This window comes from Streptomyces sp. NPDC098789 (genome assembly GCF_044759975.1).
Classification (GTDB): Bacteria; Actinomycetota; Actinomycetes; order Streptomycetales; family Streptomycetaceae; genus Streptomyces.
Map to the genome: position 1 here is coordinate 1 of NZ_JBIWAJ010000031.1, position 20,115 is coordinate 20,115.

General features: G+C 71.8%; 17 protein-coding genes and 2 pseudogenes. 9 read left to right on the forward strand and 10 right to left on the reverse strand.

Features of this window, described 5'->3' with window-relative positions; all coding sequences use genetic code 11:
* The first annotated feature begins 722 nt into the window (after nucleotides 1-722).
* Both ACIQWR_RS38235 and ACIQWR_RS38240 read left to right on the forward strand, forming a co-directional pair.
* Nucleotides 723-2,438 (forward strand): DUF4157 domain-containing protein, encoded by a 1,716-nt coding sequence (locus tag ACIQWR_RS38235; RefSeq protein WP_404019751.1) that lies wholly within the window; start codon nucleotides 723-725, stop codon nucleotides 2,436-2,438.
* A complete protein-coding gene (locus tag ACIQWR_RS38240) occupies nucleotides 2,431-2,619 on the forward strand; it encodes a hypothetical protein (protein WP_404019754.1) in 189 nt (62 codons plus the stop codon). Before ACIQWR_RS38235 ends, ACIQWR_RS38240 begins: the two co-directional genes overlap by 8 nt.
* A gap of 7 nt (nucleotides 2,620-2,626) precedes the next feature.
* Here ACIQWR_RS38240 and ACIQWR_RS38245 read toward each other — a convergent pair whose 3' ends face one another.
* From ACIQWR_RS38245 to ACIQWR_RS38270, 6 genes and pseudogenes are all read right to left on the reverse strand, one after another.
* A complete protein-coding gene (locus ACIQWR_RS38245; protein ID WP_404019931.1) occupies nucleotides 2,627-2,776 on the reverse strand; it encodes an FBP domain-containing protein in 150 nt (49 codons plus the stop codon).
* A gap of 277 nt (nucleotides 2,777-3,053) precedes the next feature.
* Nucleotides 3,054-3,725, reverse strand: a complete 672-nt coding sequence (locus tag ACIQWR_RS38250; protein WP_404019755.1) for a response regulator — start codon at nucleotides 3,723-3,725, stop codon at nucleotides 3,054-3,056.
* On the reverse strand, nucleotides 3,722-4,924 hold the full coding sequence (locus ACIQWR_RS38255; RefSeq protein WP_404019934.1) for a sensor histidine kinase: 1,203 nt from the start codon (nucleotides 4,922-4,924) through the stop codon (nucleotides 3,722-3,724). Before ACIQWR_RS38255 ends, ACIQWR_RS38250 begins: the two co-directional genes overlap by 4 nt.
* Before the next feature lie 93 nt (nucleotides 4,925-5,017).
* Nucleotides 5,018-5,644 (reverse strand): annotated as a pseudogene (locus ACIQWR_RS38260) (cupin domain-containing protein); the annotation flags it as partial.
* A 399-nt stretch (nucleotides 5,645-6,043) separates the two neighbouring features.
* Entirely contained in the window at nucleotides 6,044-6,664 is a 621-nt protein-coding gene (locus ACIQWR_RS38265; RefSeq protein WP_404019758.1) for a hypothetical protein, read from the reverse strand.
* Between the two features lie 251 nt (nucleotides 6,665-6,915).
* A pseudogene (locus ACIQWR_RS38270) lies at nucleotides 6,916-8,526 on the reverse strand (alpha/beta hydrolase).
* Nucleotides 8,527-8,937: 411 nt separating this feature from the next.
* Here ACIQWR_RS38270 and ACIQWR_RS38275 point away from each other — a divergent pair.
* The 6 genes from ACIQWR_RS38275 (at nucleotide 8,938) to ACIQWR_RS38300 (ending at nucleotide 14,216) form a co-directional block, all read left to right on the forward strand.
* Complete coding sequence (locus ACIQWR_RS38275; protein WP_385773101.1) at nucleotides 8,938-9,099, forward strand: hydrophobic protein; 162 nt, start codon at nucleotides 8,938-8,940, stop codon at nucleotides 9,097-9,099.
* Nucleotides 9,100-9,477: 378 nt separating this feature from the next.
* On the forward strand, nucleotides 9,478-9,831 hold the full coding sequence (locus ACIQWR_RS38280; protein ID WP_404019759.1) for a PRC-barrel domain-containing protein: 354 nt from the start codon (nucleotides 9,478-9,480) through the stop codon (nucleotides 9,829-9,831).
* 243 nt (nucleotides 9,832-10,074) lie between these two features.
* Entirely contained in the window at nucleotides 10,075-11,289 is a 1,215-nt protein-coding gene (locus ACIQWR_RS38285; RefSeq protein ID WP_404019762.1) for a sensor histidine kinase, read from the forward strand.
* Entirely contained in the window at nucleotides 11,277-12,044 is a 768-nt protein-coding gene (locus tag ACIQWR_RS38290; protein WP_404019764.1) for a response regulator, read from the forward strand. Before ACIQWR_RS38285 ends, ACIQWR_RS38290 begins: the two co-directional genes overlap by 13 nt.
* Before the next feature lie 145 nt (nucleotides 12,045-12,189).
* Nucleotides 12,190-13,122, forward strand: coding sequence for an ABC transporter ATP-binding protein (locus tag ACIQWR_RS38295; protein ID WP_404019767.1), 933 nt, complete (start codon nucleotides 12,190-12,192; stop codon nucleotides 13,120-13,122).
* 14 nt (nucleotides 13,123-13,136) lie between these two features.
* Nucleotides 13,137-14,216: an ABC transporter permease subunit gene (locus ACIQWR_RS38300; RefSeq protein ID WP_404019770.1), complete on the forward strand. Its 1,080-nt coding sequence runs from the start codon at nucleotides 13,137-13,139 to the stop codon at nucleotides 14,214-14,216.
* A 158-nt stretch (nucleotides 14,217-14,374) separates the two neighbouring features.
* Here ACIQWR_RS38300 and ACIQWR_RS38305 read toward each other — a convergent pair whose 3' ends face one another.
* The 4 genes from ACIQWR_RS38305 to ACIQWR_RS38320 all read right to left on the reverse strand — a co-directional run bounded on the left by ACIQWR_RS38305 (nucleotide 14,375) and on the right by ACIQWR_RS38320 (nucleotide 18,518).
* On the reverse strand, nucleotides 14,375-15,049 hold the full coding sequence (locus ACIQWR_RS38305; protein WP_404019772.1) for an alpha/beta fold hydrolase: 675 nt from the start codon (nucleotides 15,047-15,049) through the stop codon (nucleotides 14,375-14,377).
* A gap of 375 nt (nucleotides 15,050-15,424) precedes the next feature.
* Nucleotides 15,425-16,294, reverse strand: a complete 870-nt coding sequence (locus tag ACIQWR_RS38310) for a hypothetical protein (RefSeq protein WP_404019775.1) — start codon at nucleotides 16,292-16,294, stop codon at nucleotides 15,425-15,427.
* Complete coding sequence (locus ACIQWR_RS38315; protein ID WP_404019777.1) at nucleotides 16,291-18,159, reverse strand: GMC family oxidoreductase; 1,869 nt, start codon at nucleotides 18,157-18,159, stop codon at nucleotides 16,291-16,293. Before ACIQWR_RS38315 ends, ACIQWR_RS38310 begins: the two co-directional genes overlap by 4 nt.
* Nucleotides 18,156-18,518 (reverse strand): hypothetical protein, encoded by a 363-nt coding sequence (locus ACIQWR_RS38320; protein ID WP_404019779.1) that lies wholly within the window; start codon nucleotides 18,516-18,518, stop codon nucleotides 18,156-18,158. Before ACIQWR_RS38320 ends, ACIQWR_RS38315 begins: the two co-directional genes overlap by 4 nt.
* Nucleotides 18,519-19,248: 730 nt before the next feature.
* Between ACIQWR_RS38320 and ACIQWR_RS38325 the strand changes: the two genes are divergently transcribed.
* Entirely contained in the window at nucleotides 19,249-19,782 is a 534-nt protein-coding gene (locus ACIQWR_RS38325) for a DUF2716 domain-containing protein (RefSeq protein ID WP_404019781.1), read from the forward strand.
* Nucleotides 19,783-20,115 lie beyond the last annotated feature (333 nt).

Consider the following 20,115-nt stretch of genomic DNA (forward strand, 5'->3'; position numbering starts at 1 on the left):
CAGAATCCAGCTCCGGCCTCACCTCATCGACGGCTGCCTCACCGCCACCCGCCTACCCCTCACACCACCGACACCACCCTGAAAACCTCAGTAGCTCGGCATCCAGTTCCATGAGAGGCAGCGTAAGCCTCGGGCCTGGAAGAGCACGCCGGAAGCCAACCTGCCGCAGCAGCCGGACACCCACCCTGTCAGGGGCCACTCAGACAGAGGCACGCATGACCCCTGACTTGAGGGAGCTTCTTGTCGATGACGTACCCGCCCCAGATCGAACCCTTCGCCGAAGCCCTCGGGGAAGCTGCACACTGCCGCGATGGCTTACCGGCTGGTGATGACCATCACCGAAGCCGTCCGCCGCGCCACCCAAAAACGGACCACTGGGCGAGAGGAGAAACTCGGCGATGATCGCGGCGAAGATGGCCCGGGCTAGTCGGCGAACCAGATGCGCGGCGTCCTCGGCGACGACGCACTGGCCCGGCCGGCCCAGGAGGGGGCGGGGGCGCGCTTCCCGGCCCGTTGGCGACGGCGGACCCCCACCCGGCGGGAGACTGACCCGGCACCGGCACCGGCACCGGCACCGGCACCGGCACCGGCACAGCGTGGCGCGGGGCGGACCCGTACGGCCGAGAGTGCCCCCGGTCATGCACTCGCGGACCTTCCCGGCGGATGGCCGCCACGGTAGTGATGGCGGTTCAGGTGACCTTGTGCGGTGGAGAGGACAACGCGTGCGGAACCTACATTCGAGGACCGGCCTGTCGAACGGCACGACGGCCGGGAAGCCCGCCGGTGGGCCGGCGGCACCACCGCTGAGCGGCGCCTGGATCCAGCACATCCAGCAAGTCCAGCACGTCCAGCGCCGCGTCGCGCCGTCGGCCCGGCCGGGACCGCTGGAGCAGGAACCCGACCACGCCCAGGCACAGCGCTCCGCCCTCGAACTGGGCATCACGTCGCCGGTCGAGTCGATGGAGGACGGCCTGCGCACGGAGATGGAGCAGCGCTTCGGGGGAGCAGACTTCAGCGGGGTCCTCGTCCACAAGGGGGCTCAAGCGCGCAAGTCCGCCGCCCTGTTGGACGCCAAGGCCTACACCACCGGTCCGCACATCGTCGTCGGCGACGAGCTGAGCAAGAAGGAGTGGGCTCACGAGCTGACCCACTACGAGGACCAGCTGGCGGGCTCGGTCCCGGGCACGGACAGCGGGGCGGGCGTCAGCATGTCCAGCCCCGACGACGCGGGCGAGCGGCACGCCGAACGGACGGCGGAGGAGGTCATGAGCGGGCCGGCGAGCGTGCAGCGCACGGCCGGCGCGGACCACCCCGAGGCCGCGGACAAGGGCCCCTCCGGGCACCCGGGGGGCGGCGGCTGTCCCCCGGGCGACGGCTGCGGCGGCGGCCGGACCCCGGCCGTCCAGCGGATGCACGTCATCCGGGCGAACTCCGCGGAGTATCCGCAGAAGAAGCCCGATTCCGACAAATTCTTCGTCGGCCAGGACACGAACGACGAGAACAGCTGGTTCGACGAGGTGTCGCCCGACGCCCCGCCCAAGCCGCACCTGGTGTACCAGGGGAGGGTGGACCTCGCCGTGTCGGACGGCTTCGACCTCGCCGTCGAACACGCGGGCCGCGGGCAGGAGCCGAAGAACTTCTTCGCCACCGACAAGCAGCTCAGCGCCTCCATCGCGCGCCTTCCCGGTAAGGACAAGGGCGCGGGCATCTCCCTCTCCAAGACGGGCCGGACCCTGACCCTCAACGGACCGGGCAGGAAGATCACCCTGTACGAGATCGAGCCCAAGTACCGGGCGAAGAAGGGCGGGGAGAAGCTCAAGGGCGCGCAGGTGCACGTACCGCAGCGCTGCAACGAGATGATCTGGTTCGTCACCAGGATTCCCGGCGTCATGACCGGGGCCGACCGGCCGTACTGGGACGTCGTGGAGAGGTTCCTCGTGCGGCTGGATCCGGGGGGTGACTGGGGTGGCCGTTATCAGCAGGCCGAGAGCCTCGGTGCGCGCGGGGGCGAGGACAAGGCGCGGTTCTTCGAGATCACGAGGGGCATGAGCGGGCGCTTCCAGCAGCTGGTCAGGGACAACGCGGAGAGGGCCGAAGAGGTGCTCAGGGACCTGGGGGTCAACGAGCACGCGCCCACCCCCGACGTCGGGGAGGGCATGACGGTCATAGCGAACCCCGACGCCACCCAGGTCGCCAGCGCGCAGAGCGCCACCCCCTACCACTACGGGGGGGTCGTCGCCAGGAGCGGGAACGACTACATCACCATGGAGAACTACTTCCGCGAACAGCCCGAGGGCGGCTTGGCCACCGTGAGCGACAACGATCCCCTGTGGTACTTCCGCATGTACGGCCAGGAAGAGGGCCGCACTTGGCACGAAGGCTGGACGGGCACGGGCCTCTTCGTCGGCGCGACGATCACCATGAAGCTGAGTGGCTGATCACGAGGGCTCGGCGGCTCCCGCGCGGAGGGCCGCGGAGCCGCCGGATCCGCAAGTGGTCGCCCGCCTCCTGTTCCTCCAGCGGACGGCCGGGAACGTGGGCGTCGTCCGCGTGCTGACGGGGAACGGGACGGCCGGTCCCGCGCCGGGGGCCGTTCCGGGGTCCGTGGACACCGCGTAGCCGGGACCTACGAGGTCACCCTGGCGAGGAAGGCGGAGGGGTTCACCACCATCCGCTGCATCTTCTCGTCCAGGGTGATCGTCTCGTGCGGGCGGCCGTCGATCCCCGCGTCCTTCCTGCCAGGGACGTACAGGGAGCAGGCGAGGTCGCTGCAGATGTAGGTGCCGCGTCGTCAGGCAGGGCGAGCACATCTCGCGCTCGCCCTGTCCCACCAGGTGGTTCGGTGAGCGCATTTCGCCCGCGTGATGTGCGCTGTGGGCGTTACGGGCGATGGCACAACGGGACCGGTCGGCCGTGGAGCTGAACGAGACCGACTACCGATGAAGGCTGGACCGAGTGGGCGCCACCAGCGCCGAGTACGAGATGGTCGCCACCGCCCGGACCGCCGTCAACGTCGGCTGAGCCGCCGGCCCCCGCCCGACGGCCGCCCGCGCCTACCCCGGTTCGACCAGCCCGCACTGGTACGCGAAGATCACCGCCTGTACCCGGTCCCGCAGATCCAGCTTGGCGATGACCCGGCCTAGATGCTTCTTCACCGTGGGCTCGGCGAGACCGAGGGCGGCGGCGAGTTCCGTGTTGGTCAGGCCGCGGGCGACCCCCAGCAGGACCTCCCGCTCGCGTGCGGTCAGCACGCGCAGCCGCTCCGCGTCGCCCACGCCGCCGCCGTCCTCGGCGGCGGGGAGCCGCTGCGCGAAGCGGTCCAGCAGCCGCCGGGTCACCCGGGGGGAGACCACGGCGTCCCCCCGTGCCACGTCGCGGATCGCCCCCAGCAGCTCCTCCGGCCGGCTGTTCTTGAGCAGGAAGCCGGATGCCCCGGCCCGCAGCGCGTCGAAGGCGTACGCGTCCAGGTCGAAGGTGGTGAGCACCAGCACCCGCGACCCGGGCACCTCGCGCAGCAGCCGCCGGGTCGCCTCGATGCCGTCGGTGCCCGGCATCCGCACGTCCATCAGCACCACGTCCGGCCGCAGCCGCCGCGCCAGCTCCACCGCCGCCGCCCCGTCGGCCGCCTCCCCGACCGGCTCTATGTCCGGCTCGGCGCGCAGGATCATGCTGAACGCCAGCCGCAGCAGCTCCTCGTCGTCCACCAGCAGCACCCGGACGCTCACGGCGCGCCCCCGGGATCCAGCCGCACGAAGACCCGCCAGCCACCGCCCGGCCGCGGGCCCGCCTCCAGCACCCCGCCGAAGGCCGCGGCGCGCTCCCGCATCCCCGCGAGACCCCGCCCGGACCCGGCGGATCCCGGCCGCCCGGTCCCTCGGGGCCGCCCGTCGTCGGTCACCTCGACCGTGACCGCCCCCGGCGCGCAGGACACCCGTACCTCGGCGCGCGCCCCCTCCGGCGCGTGGCGCAGCGCGTTGGTCAGCGACTCCTGGACGAGCCGGTGCACCGTCAGTTGCGCCGCGGCCGGCACCCCGGCGGCCTCGCCGTCCACGCGCAGCCGGGTCACGAGGCCTGCCGCCTCCGTCTGTTCGCACAGCGCCCCGAGCTGCCCGATCCCTGGTGGCGACCGCCGGTCGTCCCCGGGCCCCGCGTCGGTCCCGACATCGGGACCGACATCGGGACCGGTGTCCTGGAGCAGGCCCAGCGCCCGCCGCATGTCGGTCAGCGCCTGCCGCCCGGTCTCCGCGATCCGGGCCGTCACGGCGGAGGCGTCGGCCGGCCGCGCGTGCCCGAGCGCGTCCGCCAGCGCCACCACCACCGACAGGCCGTGCGTCACGCTGTCGTGCAACTCCCGTGCGATCCGGGCGCGCTCGTCCTCCACCGCCCGACGCTCCCGCTCGTCGCGGTCCCGTTCCAGGCGCGCCAGCCGCTCCGCCCGCGCGGCCCGCCGGATCCGGGCGTTGGCCCCGAGCAGCGCGCTCGCGGCAACCGCCGCCGTCATCGCGGCGGCCGAGGCGAGGAACCGGCCCTCGGGCGCCCAGCGCGCCGCCGCCAGCACCGTCCCGGCCACCGCCACCAGACCCGCCGACCACGCCGACCGGTACGGCGCCCGCGCGGTAACCGTCCCGAGGGCGACCAGCAACGCCGCGTCGGCCGGCAGCTGAACACCCAGACGCCACTGCACGAGCGCCGCGGCGGCGATCAGCCCGAACGCGGCCCGGGGCGCCCGCCGCCGCCACACCAACGGCAGCACCAGAGCGGTCTGCAGCGCGAAGCCCGTACCGTCCGCCACCCGCCCCGGCCCGAGCGTCACCAGGAACAGGGCCGCCGGGAGCGCGGCGTCCGCGACCAGGGGCGGCACCCGCCCCGGCAGCCAGGCGAGGGCACCCGGCGGGCCCGTCCGTACCGCGCCGGTCTCGGCCATCGTGTCCGTCCTCGCGTCCGCGTCCGCGTCGTCCGGCGTCCTCGCCGGAGCCCTACGGTAGGGCCCCGCGCTCGCCGAGGCGTCCGCCCACCGGCGGAGACCGGAGGAGACCCCGGAGTCGCCGAGCGCGGCGTACCACCCCGGTGGCCGTGCCTCGGGTCGGTCGAACCAGTCCCGCAGCGTGCACACCAACAGCCAGTCCAGCAGCCGGTCGAGGACGATCTGGCGCCCCGGCCCGCCGATGCCGATCTGCCCCTCCAAGTAGTCGCGCAGCGGCGTGCAGTCCGCGTCGTCGGCCACCACCAGCACCGGCGGAAGCGCGCGCAGCAACCGCTGCGGCACCTGGGCCCGTACGTCGTAGGCGGCGGCGAGCAGTACCGTCGGGCCGCTGAACTCCCGCTCCGGCTCGGCCGCGTCCGCCGGTTCCTCGCCCCAGCGGACTTCCCGCACGCCGGCGGCGCGTCCCGTCCCCATGGCGTCGGCCGGGTCGTCGGTGAAGGAGAACGGCGCCGGCCCCCGGACGATCGCGGCCTCGCCGACCGCGACCCGCCGGGGCTCCCCGTCCTCCGGCACGATCCACCCCGCGCCGCGCAACGGCAGGAGCATCGTCAGGTAGGGCCCGTCGGTGAACCGCAGCGACCAGGGCGGCCACAACACCGAACGCCCGAACACCGCCCCCTTGCCCCGCACGCCCCGCAACAGCTCGTCGAATACGTCCATGCCGCCAACGATAGGCAGCACCGACCCCGCGCCCGACGCCCGTTCCCGGCCCCGCGGGTGGCCCGGGGCGATCGCGCCCGGTGCGGTGGAGAGTTCGGGGTGCTGGTTCGCATCGAGCTCCCGGGCGGGACCGAGCTCCAGTACCGGCGTCTGGAGGACCGCGTGGACGCGGCCGGACAACGCACCGAACGAGGGAGGAACACGCTTGGCCGCCCACGCACGCCTGCACGCCCGACCGGAACCCGACCGCCTCGGGAAATCGTGACGGCGGCCGTCGAGTTTCGGGTCGGGGACCCGCGCCGGTCGTGCGGCCGCTCGTCGCCGAACGCCGTGCGCTGCTCCCGGTTCAGCCGGCAGCGGCAGCGGCGGTCGGCAGCGGCCCCGTCCCACCCCGTCCCGTCAGTACGCGCGCGGCCCGTCCTCGGTGGCGCGCATCGCCTGCGGGTAGTACACCTGACCGTCCTTCATGACCTGCTGGCACGCGTACTGGGGGGTGGGGCCCATGGGTACCGCGACGGCCTCCGGTATGTCGGTGCACCGGATGTGGTCCAGGGTCCCGTCGGAGTTGCCGAAGATGATCCGCTGGGAGCCCTCCCTCGACATGATGCCCTTGCGCGCCCGAGCGGTGAAGGTGACGTGGTTCTGCGACCAGCCGGGCTTGTCGCCGATGGCGACGTCCCACTCCACCTCGGCACCCTTGAAGTGGGACGTGCACACGACCGTGGTGCCCTTCCTGGAAGCCACGTCCTGAGGGCACTTGGCGGAGACCTCGCCGGTGGCATTGGCCAAGGAGAGCGTCTTCTTGCGGAGTTCGTACTCCAGGTTCGCCGCGAAGGGCGCGTCGGCGGCGGGGGACGGCTGCAGGTCGCCCTCGGGCCGCGGCGCAGGTCGGTCGAGCCGGATCGGCAGCTGGCTGACGGACGGCGCGGGCGCGGCGGAACGGGAGCCGGCGCCCCCGCACCCCGTCACCAGGAGACCCACGCTCACGACGCCCACGAGGCCGATGATGTTCATACGCATGATCGAAAGAGTAGTGCGGATCCGCAACGCCGCTGGTCAGCCCCCTGCCGCCACGGCCAAGCCGCCGTGGGAGCGCGGCCACGAGTACTCGGCGGAGGCTGTTGTCCTGCTGCCCGTGGCGCGCCCGTTGGTGGACTGGGTTCCTCTCCGAGCACACCGCGCAGGACCACCTCAAGCCGGTGTTCGCCAAGACCACGACGAACAACCGCCGTTCGCTGCTGGCCCGTGCGCTCGGAAGGTGAACCGCGGCCCTACCCCGCCTGCTTGACGCAGGTCTGGTCCCTCGCCGGCAGCTTGCCGGTGGCCAGGTACCGGTTGACCTGGTCGTCCACGCACGCGTTGCCGTAACGCCCCTAGAGGGCGTGCCGGTTGGCTCCCTCAAGGGTGACCAGCCTGGAGCTCGGCAGCTGCTTGCGGAGTTCGACGCTTCCCTTGTACGTCGTACGCGGGTCACCGGTGGCGGCGACGATCAGCGCAGGGGCATCGCGTTGCACCCGGGTGGGCTCCTCGCGCGGCGAGTCCCAGAAGGCGCACGGGTTGATGTTGTTGGTCAGCGCGCCGAACAGCGGGTGCGCGGTGCGGTTGCGCTCGATGTCCCGCCAGTAGAGCTCGGGATCGCGCGGGGCGGCTACGTCCCCGCAGAGGACGGCGGACTGCACGCCGGTGGGCTCTCCCTCACCGCGCAGCACGTACCGGAGCTCCGGAACGAGCGTCGACGGCACCGTCGTCGGCCGGCCCTCCGCGGCTTCGGCCAGTACGGAAACCAGCTCACCGAACGACGCCCGCGCCGGGGCGGTGTCGTCCGCGATGCCCGAGAAGAGGAGGAGCGGGACCTGGCTGTCGTCGATCCGGAAGGCATCGGCGCCGGCGCCGATGGCCAGCGGACCGCGCGAGGCCGCCGCGACGATGCGGTCGACGGCGCCGAGTACCTCGGTGCGGCTGCGCCCGAGGCCGTAGGCGTCGTGGTGCTCCGCGGCCCAGGCGGCCCAGTCGGACAGAGCCCTCTCGTTCTCGCGCTCGGTGCCCTTCAGCAGCCGGGGGCGGTAGTCGCTCGGGTTGATCGCCCCGTCCAGCACCATCCGGTCGTGGCGGCCGGGGAACATCTGCGTGTAGACCGTGCCCAGGTAGGTGCCGTACGAGTAGCCCAGGAAGGAGATCTTCCGCTCGCCGAGCGTGCCGCGGATGACGTCCATGTCGCGGGCCGTGTTGCGGGTGGTGATGTGCGGGAGCACTGCGGCGTCGGTGGCCCGGCACTTGTCGGCGAGGCTCTTCTGCAGGGCGACCTGGCGGTCGAAGCCCGCCCGGCCGGCGCCGGCGGACAGCCAGGTCATGCCGACGGGCAAGCCGCAGTCCAGCGCGGTGCTGCGCCCGATGAAGCGCGGGTCGAAGCCGACGATGTCGTAGCGCGCGCCGACCTCCTTCATCGACGCACGGGCCTGCGGCGGGGACTGGAGCGCGGGACCGCCCGGACCGCCGTTGTTGAGGAGGATCGCGCCGATGCGGTGGCGGGTGTCGGTGGCCTTGAGCCGGGAGATCGCCACGGTGATTGTGCGCCCCCGGGGGTCGGCGTAGTCCAGGGGCACGGTCACGTCCGCGCACTGCACGCCTGCCTGGTCCAGATCGCGGCCCGTGGTGTCTTCGGGGCCCTTGACGCAACTGCCCCAGCCGAGGTGCTGGCGGTAGTACCGGTCCAGTCCGGCCCCGGAGCTGTCCTGGGTGGGGGCCTCGGCGGCCGTGGCCAGGACGGGGAAGGACGTGAGGCAGGCGGCGAGGGTGAGGCCCACGGCCACGGCGCGGCGTGCGGCGGGGCTGACAGTGGTCACGGGGTTTGCTTGAGCATCGTCCGCTTGGTGTGATCGCATGCCCCGAGGCTAGGAACCGGCCCTGGTACGGCACATCGCCCAAGGGCACGAGGACCCCGCTCCTGCCCACCCCTGGTCCGGGACCTGGGGCCCGGTCGGCCCTCCTCCTCCGGGAGGAGACCGTCGGCGCGGCCGCGCTCGGAGAGCCGGCGCCGTTCCGCGCACCGGCCACGTGCCGGAGGCCGGCCATGCTCCGTGGACCGGAGACGGGCTCACCGTCGGTGCGGCCGGCTGGTGCGTGTACGGTCCCGGCACCGGGGCGGTGAACCTCCTGATGTGGACGGGGTCCGCGGGGGACGTGCTCAAAAGTGGGCTGACGCGTGTTCCCGCCTGTGCCGATAAGAAACAGGTAAGTTCCGTGCGCATGTCGAGCATGTGGTGGGGCATGCGGTGCTTCGGAGGTTGATAACTATGGTTCCCCTGCTTCTTGTTCTTCTACTGGTCCTGATCCTCTTCGGTGCGGGTTTCGCTCTGAAGATTCTCTGGTGGGTCGCGATCGCGGTGCTGGTGTTGTGGTTGGTCGGTTTCGTGGCTCGACCGAAGGGCGGTAGCGGCCGCTGGTATCGCTGGTAGCCGCCTGGTATTCACGTAGTTCCGATGCGGTACGGCTGTGGCCTGCCACCCTCGATGGCCGAGGGTGGCAGGCCACAGCCGTACGTTCCGCTCCGCCCTGTGCGGGCTCTGGTTCTTCCGTACCGGATGAAATCGGATATCTGGGGTAGTCGGGATATCGCCGGGGCGGTCGCCGTGACGCAGCAGGGGCCCTGCTCGCCTCCAACGATCGACGGCCGTCCCGGTACCGAATGGAATTGGGGTGTGTGCGGGGCCGAATGCGGGGCAGGCGGAGGTACGGCGGATGCAAGATTCCGCCGCGTATGCCGCACGGAAAAGGCAGATGGCTGGGGAGTCATTTCCTTTCCATCTCCCGTTGACCGGAGGAGTTGTTTGCGCATGACTGAGAATGTGTGGGGTTACCGTGAGACGTCCGGCCGTCTGGCTGGTGCGGATCTGACGGGTTACAAGGTCGAGGCGATGGACGGTTCCATCGGGAAGGTCGACAAGCACTCGGACGAGGTCGGCTCGGCCTACATCGTGGTCGACACCGGTCCGTGGATCTTCGGCAAGGAAGTCCTGCTGCCCGCGGGCACGGTCAGCCGGGTTGATCCGAACGACGAGAAGATCTACGTCGACCGGACGAGGGAGCAGATCAAGAACGCTCCCGAGTTCGACAAGGACAAGCACCTCGGCGACCTGGACTACCACCGCCAGGTCGGCGGCTACTACGAAGGCCCGCACCGTCTCTGACGGGCGCGGACACCGGCACCCCGGGGCGGGGGCGACACCCAGAGGGCTGTCGCCCCCGCCCCGGGGTGCCGGCGCCGTCCAACGGTGCCGTCCAGGCGGTGCCGTAACGGCCCGACCGTGGGGGAGATCCGCTCAATGCTCACCGGCGAAGGCCCGGCCGCGCGCGGTGGGGGCGGCGGCCGGTCTGGACCTGACAGATCTAGCGAATGCTGACAAAACGGCGCACCCCCCTACGATGGGCCCATGAGCTGGATAGATGGGGCCCTTCGCGCACGTGGGCGCGGTCCCGACCTGATGTTGTGGGGTGGCGCGCTGTCGGCCGGTGCGGTGAGCGGCACGTTCCACGGGCTCTCGTTGTATCCGATGTTCAACGCGCATCCCCTCGGCCACTACCTGGCCGAGGCCATGACACCGGGAACACCGGCGGCGCTCGTACGGTTCCTGCTGGTGCCGTTCGTGGGCAGCGCCGCGCTGTGGTGGCGCCGGCGGTGCCCGGTGGGCGTCACCCTGGGGCTGCTCGCGGCCTCGACGGTCGCGCCGCTGTTCCCCGCTGCCCTGATCGGCCTCGCCACGGTGGTGGCCTCTCGCCCGCGCCGTACGGTGGCGACGACCGCCGGGTTGGCGCTGCTGCCCCTCGCGCTCCAGCCGTTGGTGCATCCGGTTCCGTTGGGTGAGGCGGGCGCCACCGCGTTCACCACGTCCGCGCTGCTCACCGGCGCGGTGCTGGCGGGGTTGTACGTCCGCTCTCGGGCCGAGCGCCGGGCGCAGGCCGAGGTGGAAGCGGTGCTGCGCGCCGAGGCGGTGCGCCGCGAGGAGCGGGAGGACCTGGCGCGGGAGATGCACGATGTGCTGGCCCACCGACTCTCCCTGCTGAGCATGCACGCGGGCGCGCTGGGGGTGAACCCGACGGCGCCGCCGGAGCAGATCACCGCGTCCGTGGAGGTGATCCGGTCGAGTGCGGTGCAGGCGCTGGAGGACCTCCAGCAGGTCCTCGGGGTGCTCAGGTCGGGGCCGCGCGAGAGAACGGAGGACGCCCCCGATCCGCCGCAGCCGGGCTTCGCCCACCTGCCGGACCTCGTGGCGGAGTCCGCCCGCGCCGGCATGCACGTCGAACTGAACGAGGACCTGCGGCCCGACCTGCTTCCGGTGGTTCCCGAACTCGCAGGCCGGACGGCGTACCGGATCGTGCGCGAGGCCCTGACCAACGTGCGCAAGCACGCTCCGGGCGGGCGCGTGCGCATCGACCTGCACGGCTCGCCCGCCGAGGGGCTGACCGTCGAGGTCAGCAACACGATCCCCGCCGCCGCCGCTGCCGCGGCCGACGGGCACGCCCTGCCCGGCAGCGGTTCGGGGTTGCGGGGGTTGGCCGGGCGCGTCGACCTGATCGGTGGCGAGTTCAGCCACGGGCCGGCCAACGGGGTGTTCCTGGTGAAGGCGAGGCTCCCGTGGCCGGCGTGACGCGTGTCCTGCTCGTCGACGACGACGCCCTCGTCCGGGCCGGACTGCGCCTGATGCTGGGCAGCGCTGCCGACATCGAGGTGGTCGCCGAGGCCGACGACGGACACCGGGTGCACGACCTCGTACGCACGCACGCGCCCGACGTGGTGCTGATGGACATCCGCATGCCGGGGCTCGACGGGCTGGAGGCCACCCGCCTGGTCCGGGCAATGCCCGACCCGCCGCGCGTACTGGTGCTGACCACCTTCACCGCCGACTCGTATGTCCTGCGGGCCCTGAGAGCCGGCGCGGACGGATTCCTCCTGAAGCACACCAGCCCGGCGCGCATCATCGAGGCGGTGCGGCGGGCCGCCGCCGGTGAACCGGTGATGTCTCCGGAATCCCTGGGGCAGCTCATCGACAGGGTGACGGTCGGTGGCCCAGAGCCAGAACCAGAACCAGAACCAGAAGCCGGAGCAGAAGCCAAGGAAGAAACAGAAGCAGAAGCCAAGGAGGAAACCGAAGCCAGCGAAGAAGCCGAAGGGGAGCCATCTCCGCCGTCATCGTCGACGGTCGATCAGCTTGACGCCCTTGGTGCGAGGGAGCGGGAAGTGGCCCTGGAGGTGGCGAAGGGCCGTACGAACGCCCAGATCGCCGCGGACCTCTACATGAGCGTGCCCACGGTCAAGTCGCACGTCTCGCACATCCTCGCCAAGCTCGACCTCGACAACCGTGTGCAGACCGCCCTGCTCGTCTACCGCGCCGGACTCCTGTGAGGCCGTAGCGGTCGGTGCGGCGTCCACCACTCCACCTTTGGCAGGGGTGCCCCGGCCCCGCTCCACCTTTGGTCACGGGCGGGGCCGGCGGTTCTCTACTTTCCGCCGATGCCCGGCCGCCGGTCCGGTTCGTAGCGTCGGGGACATGAACCGCCACCTCGTTCCCCGCCCGGGCAGCACGGCGCTGGAAGCCGTCGACCTGGGCCACCGATACCGCAGGGGCTGGGCCCTCAACGGCTGCTCCCTGCGCGTTCCGGCCGGCCGGGTCTGCGCACTGGTCGGCCCCAACGGGGCGGGCAAGTCCACGTTCCTCTCCCTCGCGGGAGGCCTGCTCGCGCCCAGCTCCGGCAGCGTGCGCGTCTTCGGCGCCGACGCGGGATCGCCCCGAGCCCGCGCGACCACCGCCCTGCTCAGCCAGGACAAGCCCCTCTACCGGGGATTCAGGGTCTCCGAGATCCTGCGCATGGGCGCCGCGCTCAATCCGACCTGGGACGAGGCGACCGCACACCGCATCGTGGACGCCGGCTCGATCCCGCTGAAGGCCCGCGTCTCGTCCCTGTCGGGAGGGCAGCGCACCCGCGTGGCCCTGGCCTTGGCCTTCGGCAAGCGGCCACGCCTGTTGATGCTCGACGAGCCCATGTCCGACCTCGACCCGCTGGTCCGCCACGAGATCGCCGGTCTGCTCCGTGACGAGGCCGCGACGCACGGCACCACCGTGGTGCTCTCCTCGCACGTGGTCGGGGAATTGGTCGGACTGTGCGACTACCTCGCCGTGATCAACGCGGGCACCGTCCGCCTGGCCGGTCCGGTCGGCGAGCTCATCGCCGGCCACTGCGCCCTGGCGAACGACGCCCCCCACCCGCCCGGCAGCCGCGTCGCACAACTGCCCTCCCACGCGCTGACCGTCACCCGTCGCGGCCCCCGGACCCCGGAGGAGCTCCGGGCCGAAGCCCCGGCCGCCCGGGCCGACGCACCGAGCCTGGAGCACCTCCTGATGGCCTACCTCCTCGCCTCCGATGCCCACCCCTACCTCGCCTCCGACGCCCGCCCCCTCACCCGACCGGACGACGACCAGTGACCCCAGTGACCCCAGTGACCAGCACCACGCGGAAGCAGAACCAGAACCAGAAGCAGAACCAGAACCAGAAGCAGAACCGGAACCAGAAGCAGAACCGGAACCGGAACCGGAACAGAGATCACAACCGGAACCGCTCCGCCCGGGGTGGGCTGCTCTGGCTCGTCCTGCGCCAACAGCGCCTCGCGCTGGCCGCGTTCGCCCTCGCGGCCACCGGCATCGTGCTGTACGCGGTCATGGGCCGCTCCGCGACCCTCGACGCCATCGCGCACCTCCGGTTGCCGCTGTGCCCCGAGGGGGAGGGCTGTCAGGTACCGCCGGAGTTCAGCACCGACCACGTGCTGCCGCTCCGCGGACTGCTGAGCCTGCTCACACTGCTCCCGGCGGCACTGGGCCTGTTCCTGGGCGGGCCCCTCTTCGCGCAGGAGCTGGAGTCGGGCACCTACCGCACGGTGCTGTCACAGTCCGTCACGCGGGGCCGCTGGTTCCTGGCGAAGGTCTCCCTGCCGCTCGTGCTCGCCGTCACCGTCAGTGCGGCCGCCAGCTGGGCCGCCACGTCCTGGTGGTCCACGGTCGCCGGGCGCCTGGGCATCTACTTCGACTGGTCCTCCTGGATGCCGTACGACGCCATCGGCCCGGCGCCGGTGGCCCGCTCGGTCCTCATGGTGTCGATCGGCATCGTCTTCGGGCTGCTCCTGCGCCGGACGGTCACCGCCATGGGCGCCACCGTCGTGACTGCTGGAGCGCTGCTCGTCGCCCTGGAACGCTACCGGGGAGCCCTGCGCCCGACCGTCACCGACAACCTGCCCATCACCGACCCCCTCTCCCTCCCCGGAGGCGCCTGGGTCCAGTCGCGCGGCCTGCTGACCAACACCGGGGCCCCGGCCCAGGAACTCCCCGAGTGCACCGTGAGCGGTGGCTTCACCGGCGACCACTTCGCCTGCCTGCGGGACCACGGGATCACTCGCCAGTGGGTCTCCTACCACCCCACGTCCCACCTGTGGCCGATCCAGTACACCGAGAGCGCGATCTGCCTCGGCCTGTCGCTACTGGTACTCGCCGGGGCCTGGTGGTGGACCCGCAAACGCATGAGCTGACCCGCCTTCGCCCTCACCTTCGCCCTCGCCCCCGCCTGACTCCGGCGGGGGCGGCCGGCTGTCGAAGTCACGGCAGGGCCCGTTTCACTCCGCGTCCGTAGGGCGGGGCGTCCCGACGCTTCCTGGCCTGGGCGCGCGAACGGTACCGCGATCCGGGCTCAACGGTCGCCGCCCACTCGCTGACGCTCAATCAGGTCGGCCACGGCGGTCGGGTGGCTCAAGTAGGGCGAGTGGCTGGTGTCCCACACTTCCGTGCGAGAGCAACGCTCGGCGAAGCGTGCCGGAAGCGGAGTCGCCATGGTCCGGTCGCGCTGCCCGCGGAGGTAGAGCGAGGGGGTGTCCCGCCAACTCACCCGAGTGGGCGTGGCGTCGAAGATCGACGGATGTTCCGGACGCAGCAACTCCACCGCACGCAGGGCCGCCGGTTCGTCGACATCGCCGTAGAGTTTGGCCCTGGCATCATCCGGATCCAGACGAAGCCGCCCGTCGGCGTCCGGCAGTGCGAGCAACCCCTCGCCGGGCTCGCCCGGAGCCGCCGCGAGCACGTCGGCCGGGGATTCGCCGACGTCGAGAATCCAGCCGGCGAGGAAGACCAGCGCACCAGCGCCACGCACGGTCCCAGCGGTGACACCCCCGAACGAATGTCCCACCACCACCGGCGGCTCCGGCGAAACCGAGGCGATGGCCTCGACCTTCGCGGTGCTGTCGGCGAGCGAGAGCCCGTAGAGATCGGGCACCTCCACGGACAGATCCCGGGCGCGCAGCAGATCGGCGAGTTCGGCGTAGTGAGCGGGCTGGTGCCAGGCTCCGTGAAGAATGATCACATCAGTCACTTCCGCACGGTAGCGCCCATTGCCCCACCGAAGCCACGTCCTTGGCGGGTGTCGGGCACTGGAAGCCCTGCTACGGCCAAGTCCTGCAGCTGCTGGGACTCGTTCATGCGCACCACGTACGCGTCGGCGTCATTGACCACCCGCACGCCCAAGGCCGACCCCAACAGGAGCCACCCCGGTGATGCCTGCTCCTGCTGGGACAGCCGCGCCGCCCCCAGTTGCCGCGAAGATGATCCATGCGACCGGGTGGTCCCCGGAGCACGGCTCAGTCGGCGTGAACCTCAGGTGGCGGTCAGTTGCTCAGCCCCTACTCCGAACTCAACGCGCCCTTCACGTGATTCGAGTCCCGAGGAGTGACGGAGATCCTGCTCGTGTTCATGGGCGTGTGCTCGTCGGCAGGTAGTACGGGCGGTTGTGGGCGGCGACTGGTGGTGACTGGTAGGTCCAGGCACCGGCGGCCGGTGTCCCGTAGGGGAGTACGGCGCGGATCCCGAGCCCGAGGTCGCCGTCCGGGGCGTGGACCGTCAGCCGCGTGCGCTCGGAGTGTTCGGGGCGGGTCAAGTCGTACCACTGGTACGGCTGATAGAGGTTCATGGGTCCGGCGAGCAGGCGCCCCTCCCGGTCGGTGCCGTAGCCGGTGACGGGGGCCGCGTTGGCGGCGACCGCGGCGAGGCCGTCCAGTCTCGCGGTGACGTCGAGCAGTGGGGTCGCTTCCTGCTCCAGGGTGTCGTTCGGGCCGGGCGAGGCGGCGTTGCACCGTACGTTCCAGGTCTCGCCGGTGGGGCCGTTGAGGGAGGGCAGGTCGACCTCGAACCAGCCCGGGTACTTGGGTTCCGCGTAGATCTCCTGACCGGCCCGGATCGCGAAGGGGTTGTCGCACACGACGTGGAGGCGGGCGATGCCGAGCAACTTCGTCTGGTCCCAGCCCTGCGCGAACTGGGCGTAGGTCAGCCGGGGCAGCCGGTCGCTCTCGGTGGTGGGGAAGGCGATGACGTTGAACTCGATCTCCTGGGTGACGCCGCCGCCGAAGGCGTACTGCGCGAAGTACAACTGGTAGTTGAGGGTGACCAGCGCCCGCCCGTCCTCGAAGGTGGCCGCGGTCAGGTCCGGGTGGTGCTTGGCGAGCAGCTCGCGGACCGGCTCCGGTGCGACCAGCCAGTCGAGGCCGATCTGGTGCAGTGCCCCGTAGTGGAAGGGGAGCCGGAAGGGCTCGGGCACGGGCGGCAGGGGCAGCGGGCCGGTCATGTGAGGGCTCCTCGGGTCGGTGTCGTCGTCTCGTTCGTCGCGGGGGTTGGTCGGGACGGCCCGACGTGGGCCGGGCGGTCGCGGGCGGTCAGGTCCGCCTCGATGCGTTCCGTGCTGCGCAGGGCGAGCGCGGCCATCGTCAGCGTCGGGTTGGAGGTGGCCACCGACGGCATGCTGCCGCAGCCCACGGCGTACAGGCCGGGGTGGTCCCAGCAGCGCTGCCAGGCGTCCACCACCGATGTGGCGGGGGACTCGCCCATGATGTGGGTGCCGGCGGCATGGCCGGCTCCACGGTAGCCGTAGGTACGCCCGCCGTGCTCGAAACGGCCGGGCCAGGCCGCCGGCGGCGCGTAGTCGGTGTGGTCCTCGGCGCCCAGCAGCGCGAAGATCTGGTCCGAGACCGCGCCGGCCGCTGCGATCCCCGCCTTCACGTGCTCGTCGAGGTCGTACGTGACGAGCGGGCGTGGGAGTCCCAGGGCATCGCGCTCGGAGGGGTGGAGGGTGACCCGGTTGGCGGGGTCGGCGCCCTGTTCCATCTCGAACTGGAGGGTGAACTGGCGGCGGATCCGATCCCCGACCGCCCGCCGCAACTCCGGTCCCAGCAGCCCTCGTTCGAGGAGGAAGTGAGCGACGTCCGTCTCGACGGGCCCTTTGGCCCAGACCCACCCCCATGTCCCGAACTCGATGCGGAACGGCGCCCTTCGCCGACGGGCGGACCCGGCGCGGAAGCCTTCCAAGCCGGAGACCGACCCGGGACCCCGGTACGGTCGGGTCTCCTCGGGCAACAGTCCCCAGGTCAGCAGCACCGGATGGTCCATCAAGTTGCGGCCCACCTGACCGCTACGTTCGGCGAGCCGGGAGAGGAGCAGGAGCCGCGCGTTCTCGACGGCGTGTGCGGCGAGCACGACGACGTCAGCGTGCGCGGTCGACACCTCCCCGTCGTAGGAGCGGTACTCGACTCCCGTCGCCCGCCCCCTCCCGTCGATGAGGACACGGCTCACCACGGACCTGTCGCGTAGCGTGACCGTGGTGCTCCAGCGGCCCTGGGTCTTCTGCGGGGTGTACTTCGCGTACGAGGGGCAATGCGGGATGCAGGTCGCGTTGCCCACGCAGCGGCTGCCCGGGTCCTCGCGGCCGCCGCGGCCGCGTGGGACGTAGCCGCGGCCGCCGTCGTACCGGGGATCCGGGACGCCGTTGCGCGCGTGCGGGGTGCCGACCACCTTCAGCTCGACCTCGCTCAGGGCGACGGGGTCGCTCACGCGCCGCCCGTCGAGGCGGGCCGCGAGGAGATGGTCCAGCCGCGCGGCGGGCAGCGGCCGCATGGGGAAGACGTAGTCCTCGGGGAAGGGCAGGCCGACGTGCACGCGTTGATCGTCGGCGTCGGCCGCCACCCCGAACTCCTCCTCGGCCGACCGGTAATGCGGCTCCAGCTCGTCGTACGTGACCGGCCACCGCCGCCCGTAGCCGAAGCGCTCGGTGTCGAAGTCCTCCGGCAGCATGCGCGGTACGAGGCCGGTCCACACGTTGCCGGTGCCTCCGTTGGCGCGGACGTAGCCGCTGGCGTAGGGGAGCGGGCCGTCCTGCAGCACATGGCCGGTCGCCCGGAAGGGGGGCCTCCCGTCCGTGCCGGTGAGGTCCGTCACCTGCGGCGACGCGGCGGCCGGATGGGGTACGGAGGAGGAGCCGGGAAGCCTGGCAGAGGCCGTCAGATAGGTGGCGAGCGGGTCGGTGGCCGGCTCGCCACCGCCGGGGACGGCCGCGCCCGCCTCCAGGACCAGGACCCGCCGCCCGTTCCGGCCGAGCCGGTGCGCGACCAGCGACCCGGCGACACCGGCGCCGACGACGATCACGTCGTACCGCGTCACCGGCCGCCCGCCTCGGCCCAGCTCCCGTATCCGCCCGGACCGGAGGCGGGAGCCTTGAGGCCCGCGGCCTTCCACATCAGGGCCTCGGCGTAGGCACGGGGCGAGACCACGGTCGAGGTCCCGAACCAACTGCCCGTGAACCAGAGGTACGTGACGGCTCGCGCGGCTTTGCGCAGGTCGACGTCCACGAGGTCCTCGGGATTCCGCAGCTCGCGCAGCAGCCGGTCGTAGCTCTCGGCGCCGAGGTGCTCCGTGGCCACCGCCCGGTATTCCCCCGCTAGTCCGGTGGCCTCCAGGTCGGCCTGGTCGAAGCCGGTCAGCCGTGCCGACAGGGCGGTGAAGTGTTGCGTCTCGTTCATGAGGTGCATGCGGGCATCGGTGCCCCATCGCCCGCATACCTATTCCACGCGCTCCGGGAACGGCGCGATCACGCCACCGGGCGCTCCCTCACAAGGCTGGCGTCGTGCGACTCGTCGTTCGAAATGCCTTCGCGGGCCGCCCATTCGTCGGTACGGGCTGCGCATGAGCCCGTACCCCCCCCGTGCTGACCGAGGGGCCGCACGACGATCTGAAGGCACACCTGCATGGGGAGCCGGCGGCCTCCCTGCCGTCAGAGGCTGGCGCCGTCGGAGGAGCCGCCCGGGTTGCTGCCCCAGGCGCCGTCCGGTGGTCCGCCGCTCGCGCCGATGACCCAGAATCCGATGACCGCGATGACGGCGGGGGCGGCAGCGAGGGCTTTGAGTCACTTACCCATGGCGTCTTGGAAGCCCTGGGCGGCCGGGACCAGGGCGATGGCTGTGACTAAACCGGCCGGGCGCCGGGCGACCGCACGCTGACGGGCCGGGCTCGGGCGGGACGGCGGGCGTCGGTGCGCCCCGCGCCCCGCGCACCGCGCGGGGCGGCGGACGATGCCGGTCTGCTGCTGCGTCAGGCCGCCACCGCGGCCGGGACCGGGGCGCGGTGAACCCGCCGCAGCCCGCCCCATCTCCGGCCGGGCCGGTGAGGCCAATCTCCGAAAACCGCTCTGCCCGGAGCTCCGTGAACGCTCTGCTCGCGCTTGCCCAGGGGGCCGGTCGGTAGGATCTGTGGATGCCGAATGAACCTGTGGTCCAACTGCCGGAAGTCGAGCACCGTGTTGTATGGGACCGCTTCTACGCAGAGTTCGATTTTCGGCCCGGCATGAACCCAGCCACATGGCCAGCGATCAAGGAGCCCGTCAACTCGGTCACCTGGAGCTTGAGCTCCTTGGACGACGACCCTGCCGACGAGCGGCTGGATCGACTTGTCGAGGTGGTCGAGCAGGCGCTGACAGTCTGTGTCCCTCCGCAAGACACGCTGTTCGCGCTGGACTGGCAACACGCCTCGTTCCGCTTCTCACCGCATTTCGTCGGAGGTTCGAGGCAGAAGAGTTGGCCCCTGAGCCCCTATCCCGATGGCGACTACTACATCTTCCTCTCGGAGGACTTCCTGACCGGCAGCTTCGGGCACCCCTGGGAGGGCTCCCTGTGCCTATTCGGGCAGGATCTCCTCGACGTCGCCTCAACGGACATCGATGGCATCCTGGGCCCTCCGATCCGCAGGTCTGGCGTTCCTGCCCAGCACGCCATCACGCGTAGCGCGTAGATGGCCTGACGGTCCGGCCGCGGGGCCGGAGCCGAGACACGCGTACGTCGAGCTGATGGGCGGCCCGCTCGACGGACAACTGCTCGACGTGATGGGTGGTCCGGGGGATGGCGGGAGGTGGGCGCGCTGCTGCTCGCACCACAGCCTCGCTCGGTGGGCAACCACCCCGTGCGCGCACGCCGTACGCACGGGGCTCCTGCGGCTTGACCGGCAGCCCGCGCCTCCTCGGCTGGTCCGATTCCGGGACGTGCCGTTCCGCGAGAGCGGGCTGCCCACGGCGGGGGAGTGCGGGGAGGACTACACCGACGCCGAGGTGCTGGCGGCGGCGATTGC

Bases quoted from the DNA above. Each gene is read 5' to 3' on its own strand.
- ACIQWR_RS38255 (WP_404019934.1), bottom strand. From the start codon at position 4,924: ATGGCCGAGACCGGCGCGGTACGGACGGGCCCGCCGGGTGCCCTCGCC.
- ACIQWR_RS38265 (WP_404019758.1), bottom strand. From the start codon at position 6,664: ATGCGTATGAACATCATCGGCCTCGTGGGCGTCGTGAGCGTGGGTCTC.
- ACIQWR_RS38275 (WP_385773101.1), top strand. From the start codon at position 8,938: ATGGTTCCCCTGCTTCTTGTTCTTCTACTGGTCCTGATCCTCTTCGGT.
- ACIQWR_RS38280 (WP_404019759.1), top strand. From the start codon at position 9,478: ATGACTGAGAATGTGTGGGGTTACCGTGAGACGTCCGGCCGTCTGGCT.
- ACIQWR_RS38285 (WP_404019762.1), top strand. From the start codon at position 10,075: ATGAGCTGGATAGATGGGGCCCTTCGCGCACGTGGGCGCGGTCCCGAC.
- ACIQWR_RS38295 (WP_404019767.1), top strand. From the start codon at position 12,190: ATGAACCGCCACCTCGTTCCCCGCCCGGGCAGCACGGCGCTGGAAGCC.
- ACIQWR_RS38310 (WP_404019775.1), bottom strand. From the start codon at position 16,294: ATGACCGGCCCGCTGCCCCTGCCGCCCGTGCCCGAGCCCTTCCGGCTC.
- ACIQWR_RS38320 (WP_404019779.1), bottom strand. From the start codon at position 18,518: ATGAACGAGACGCAACACTTCACCGCCCTGTCGGCACGGCTGACCGGC.
- ACIQWR_RS38325 (WP_404019781.1), top strand. From the start codon at position 19,249: ATGCCGAATGAACCTGTGGTCCAACTGCCGGAAGTCGAGCACCGTGTT.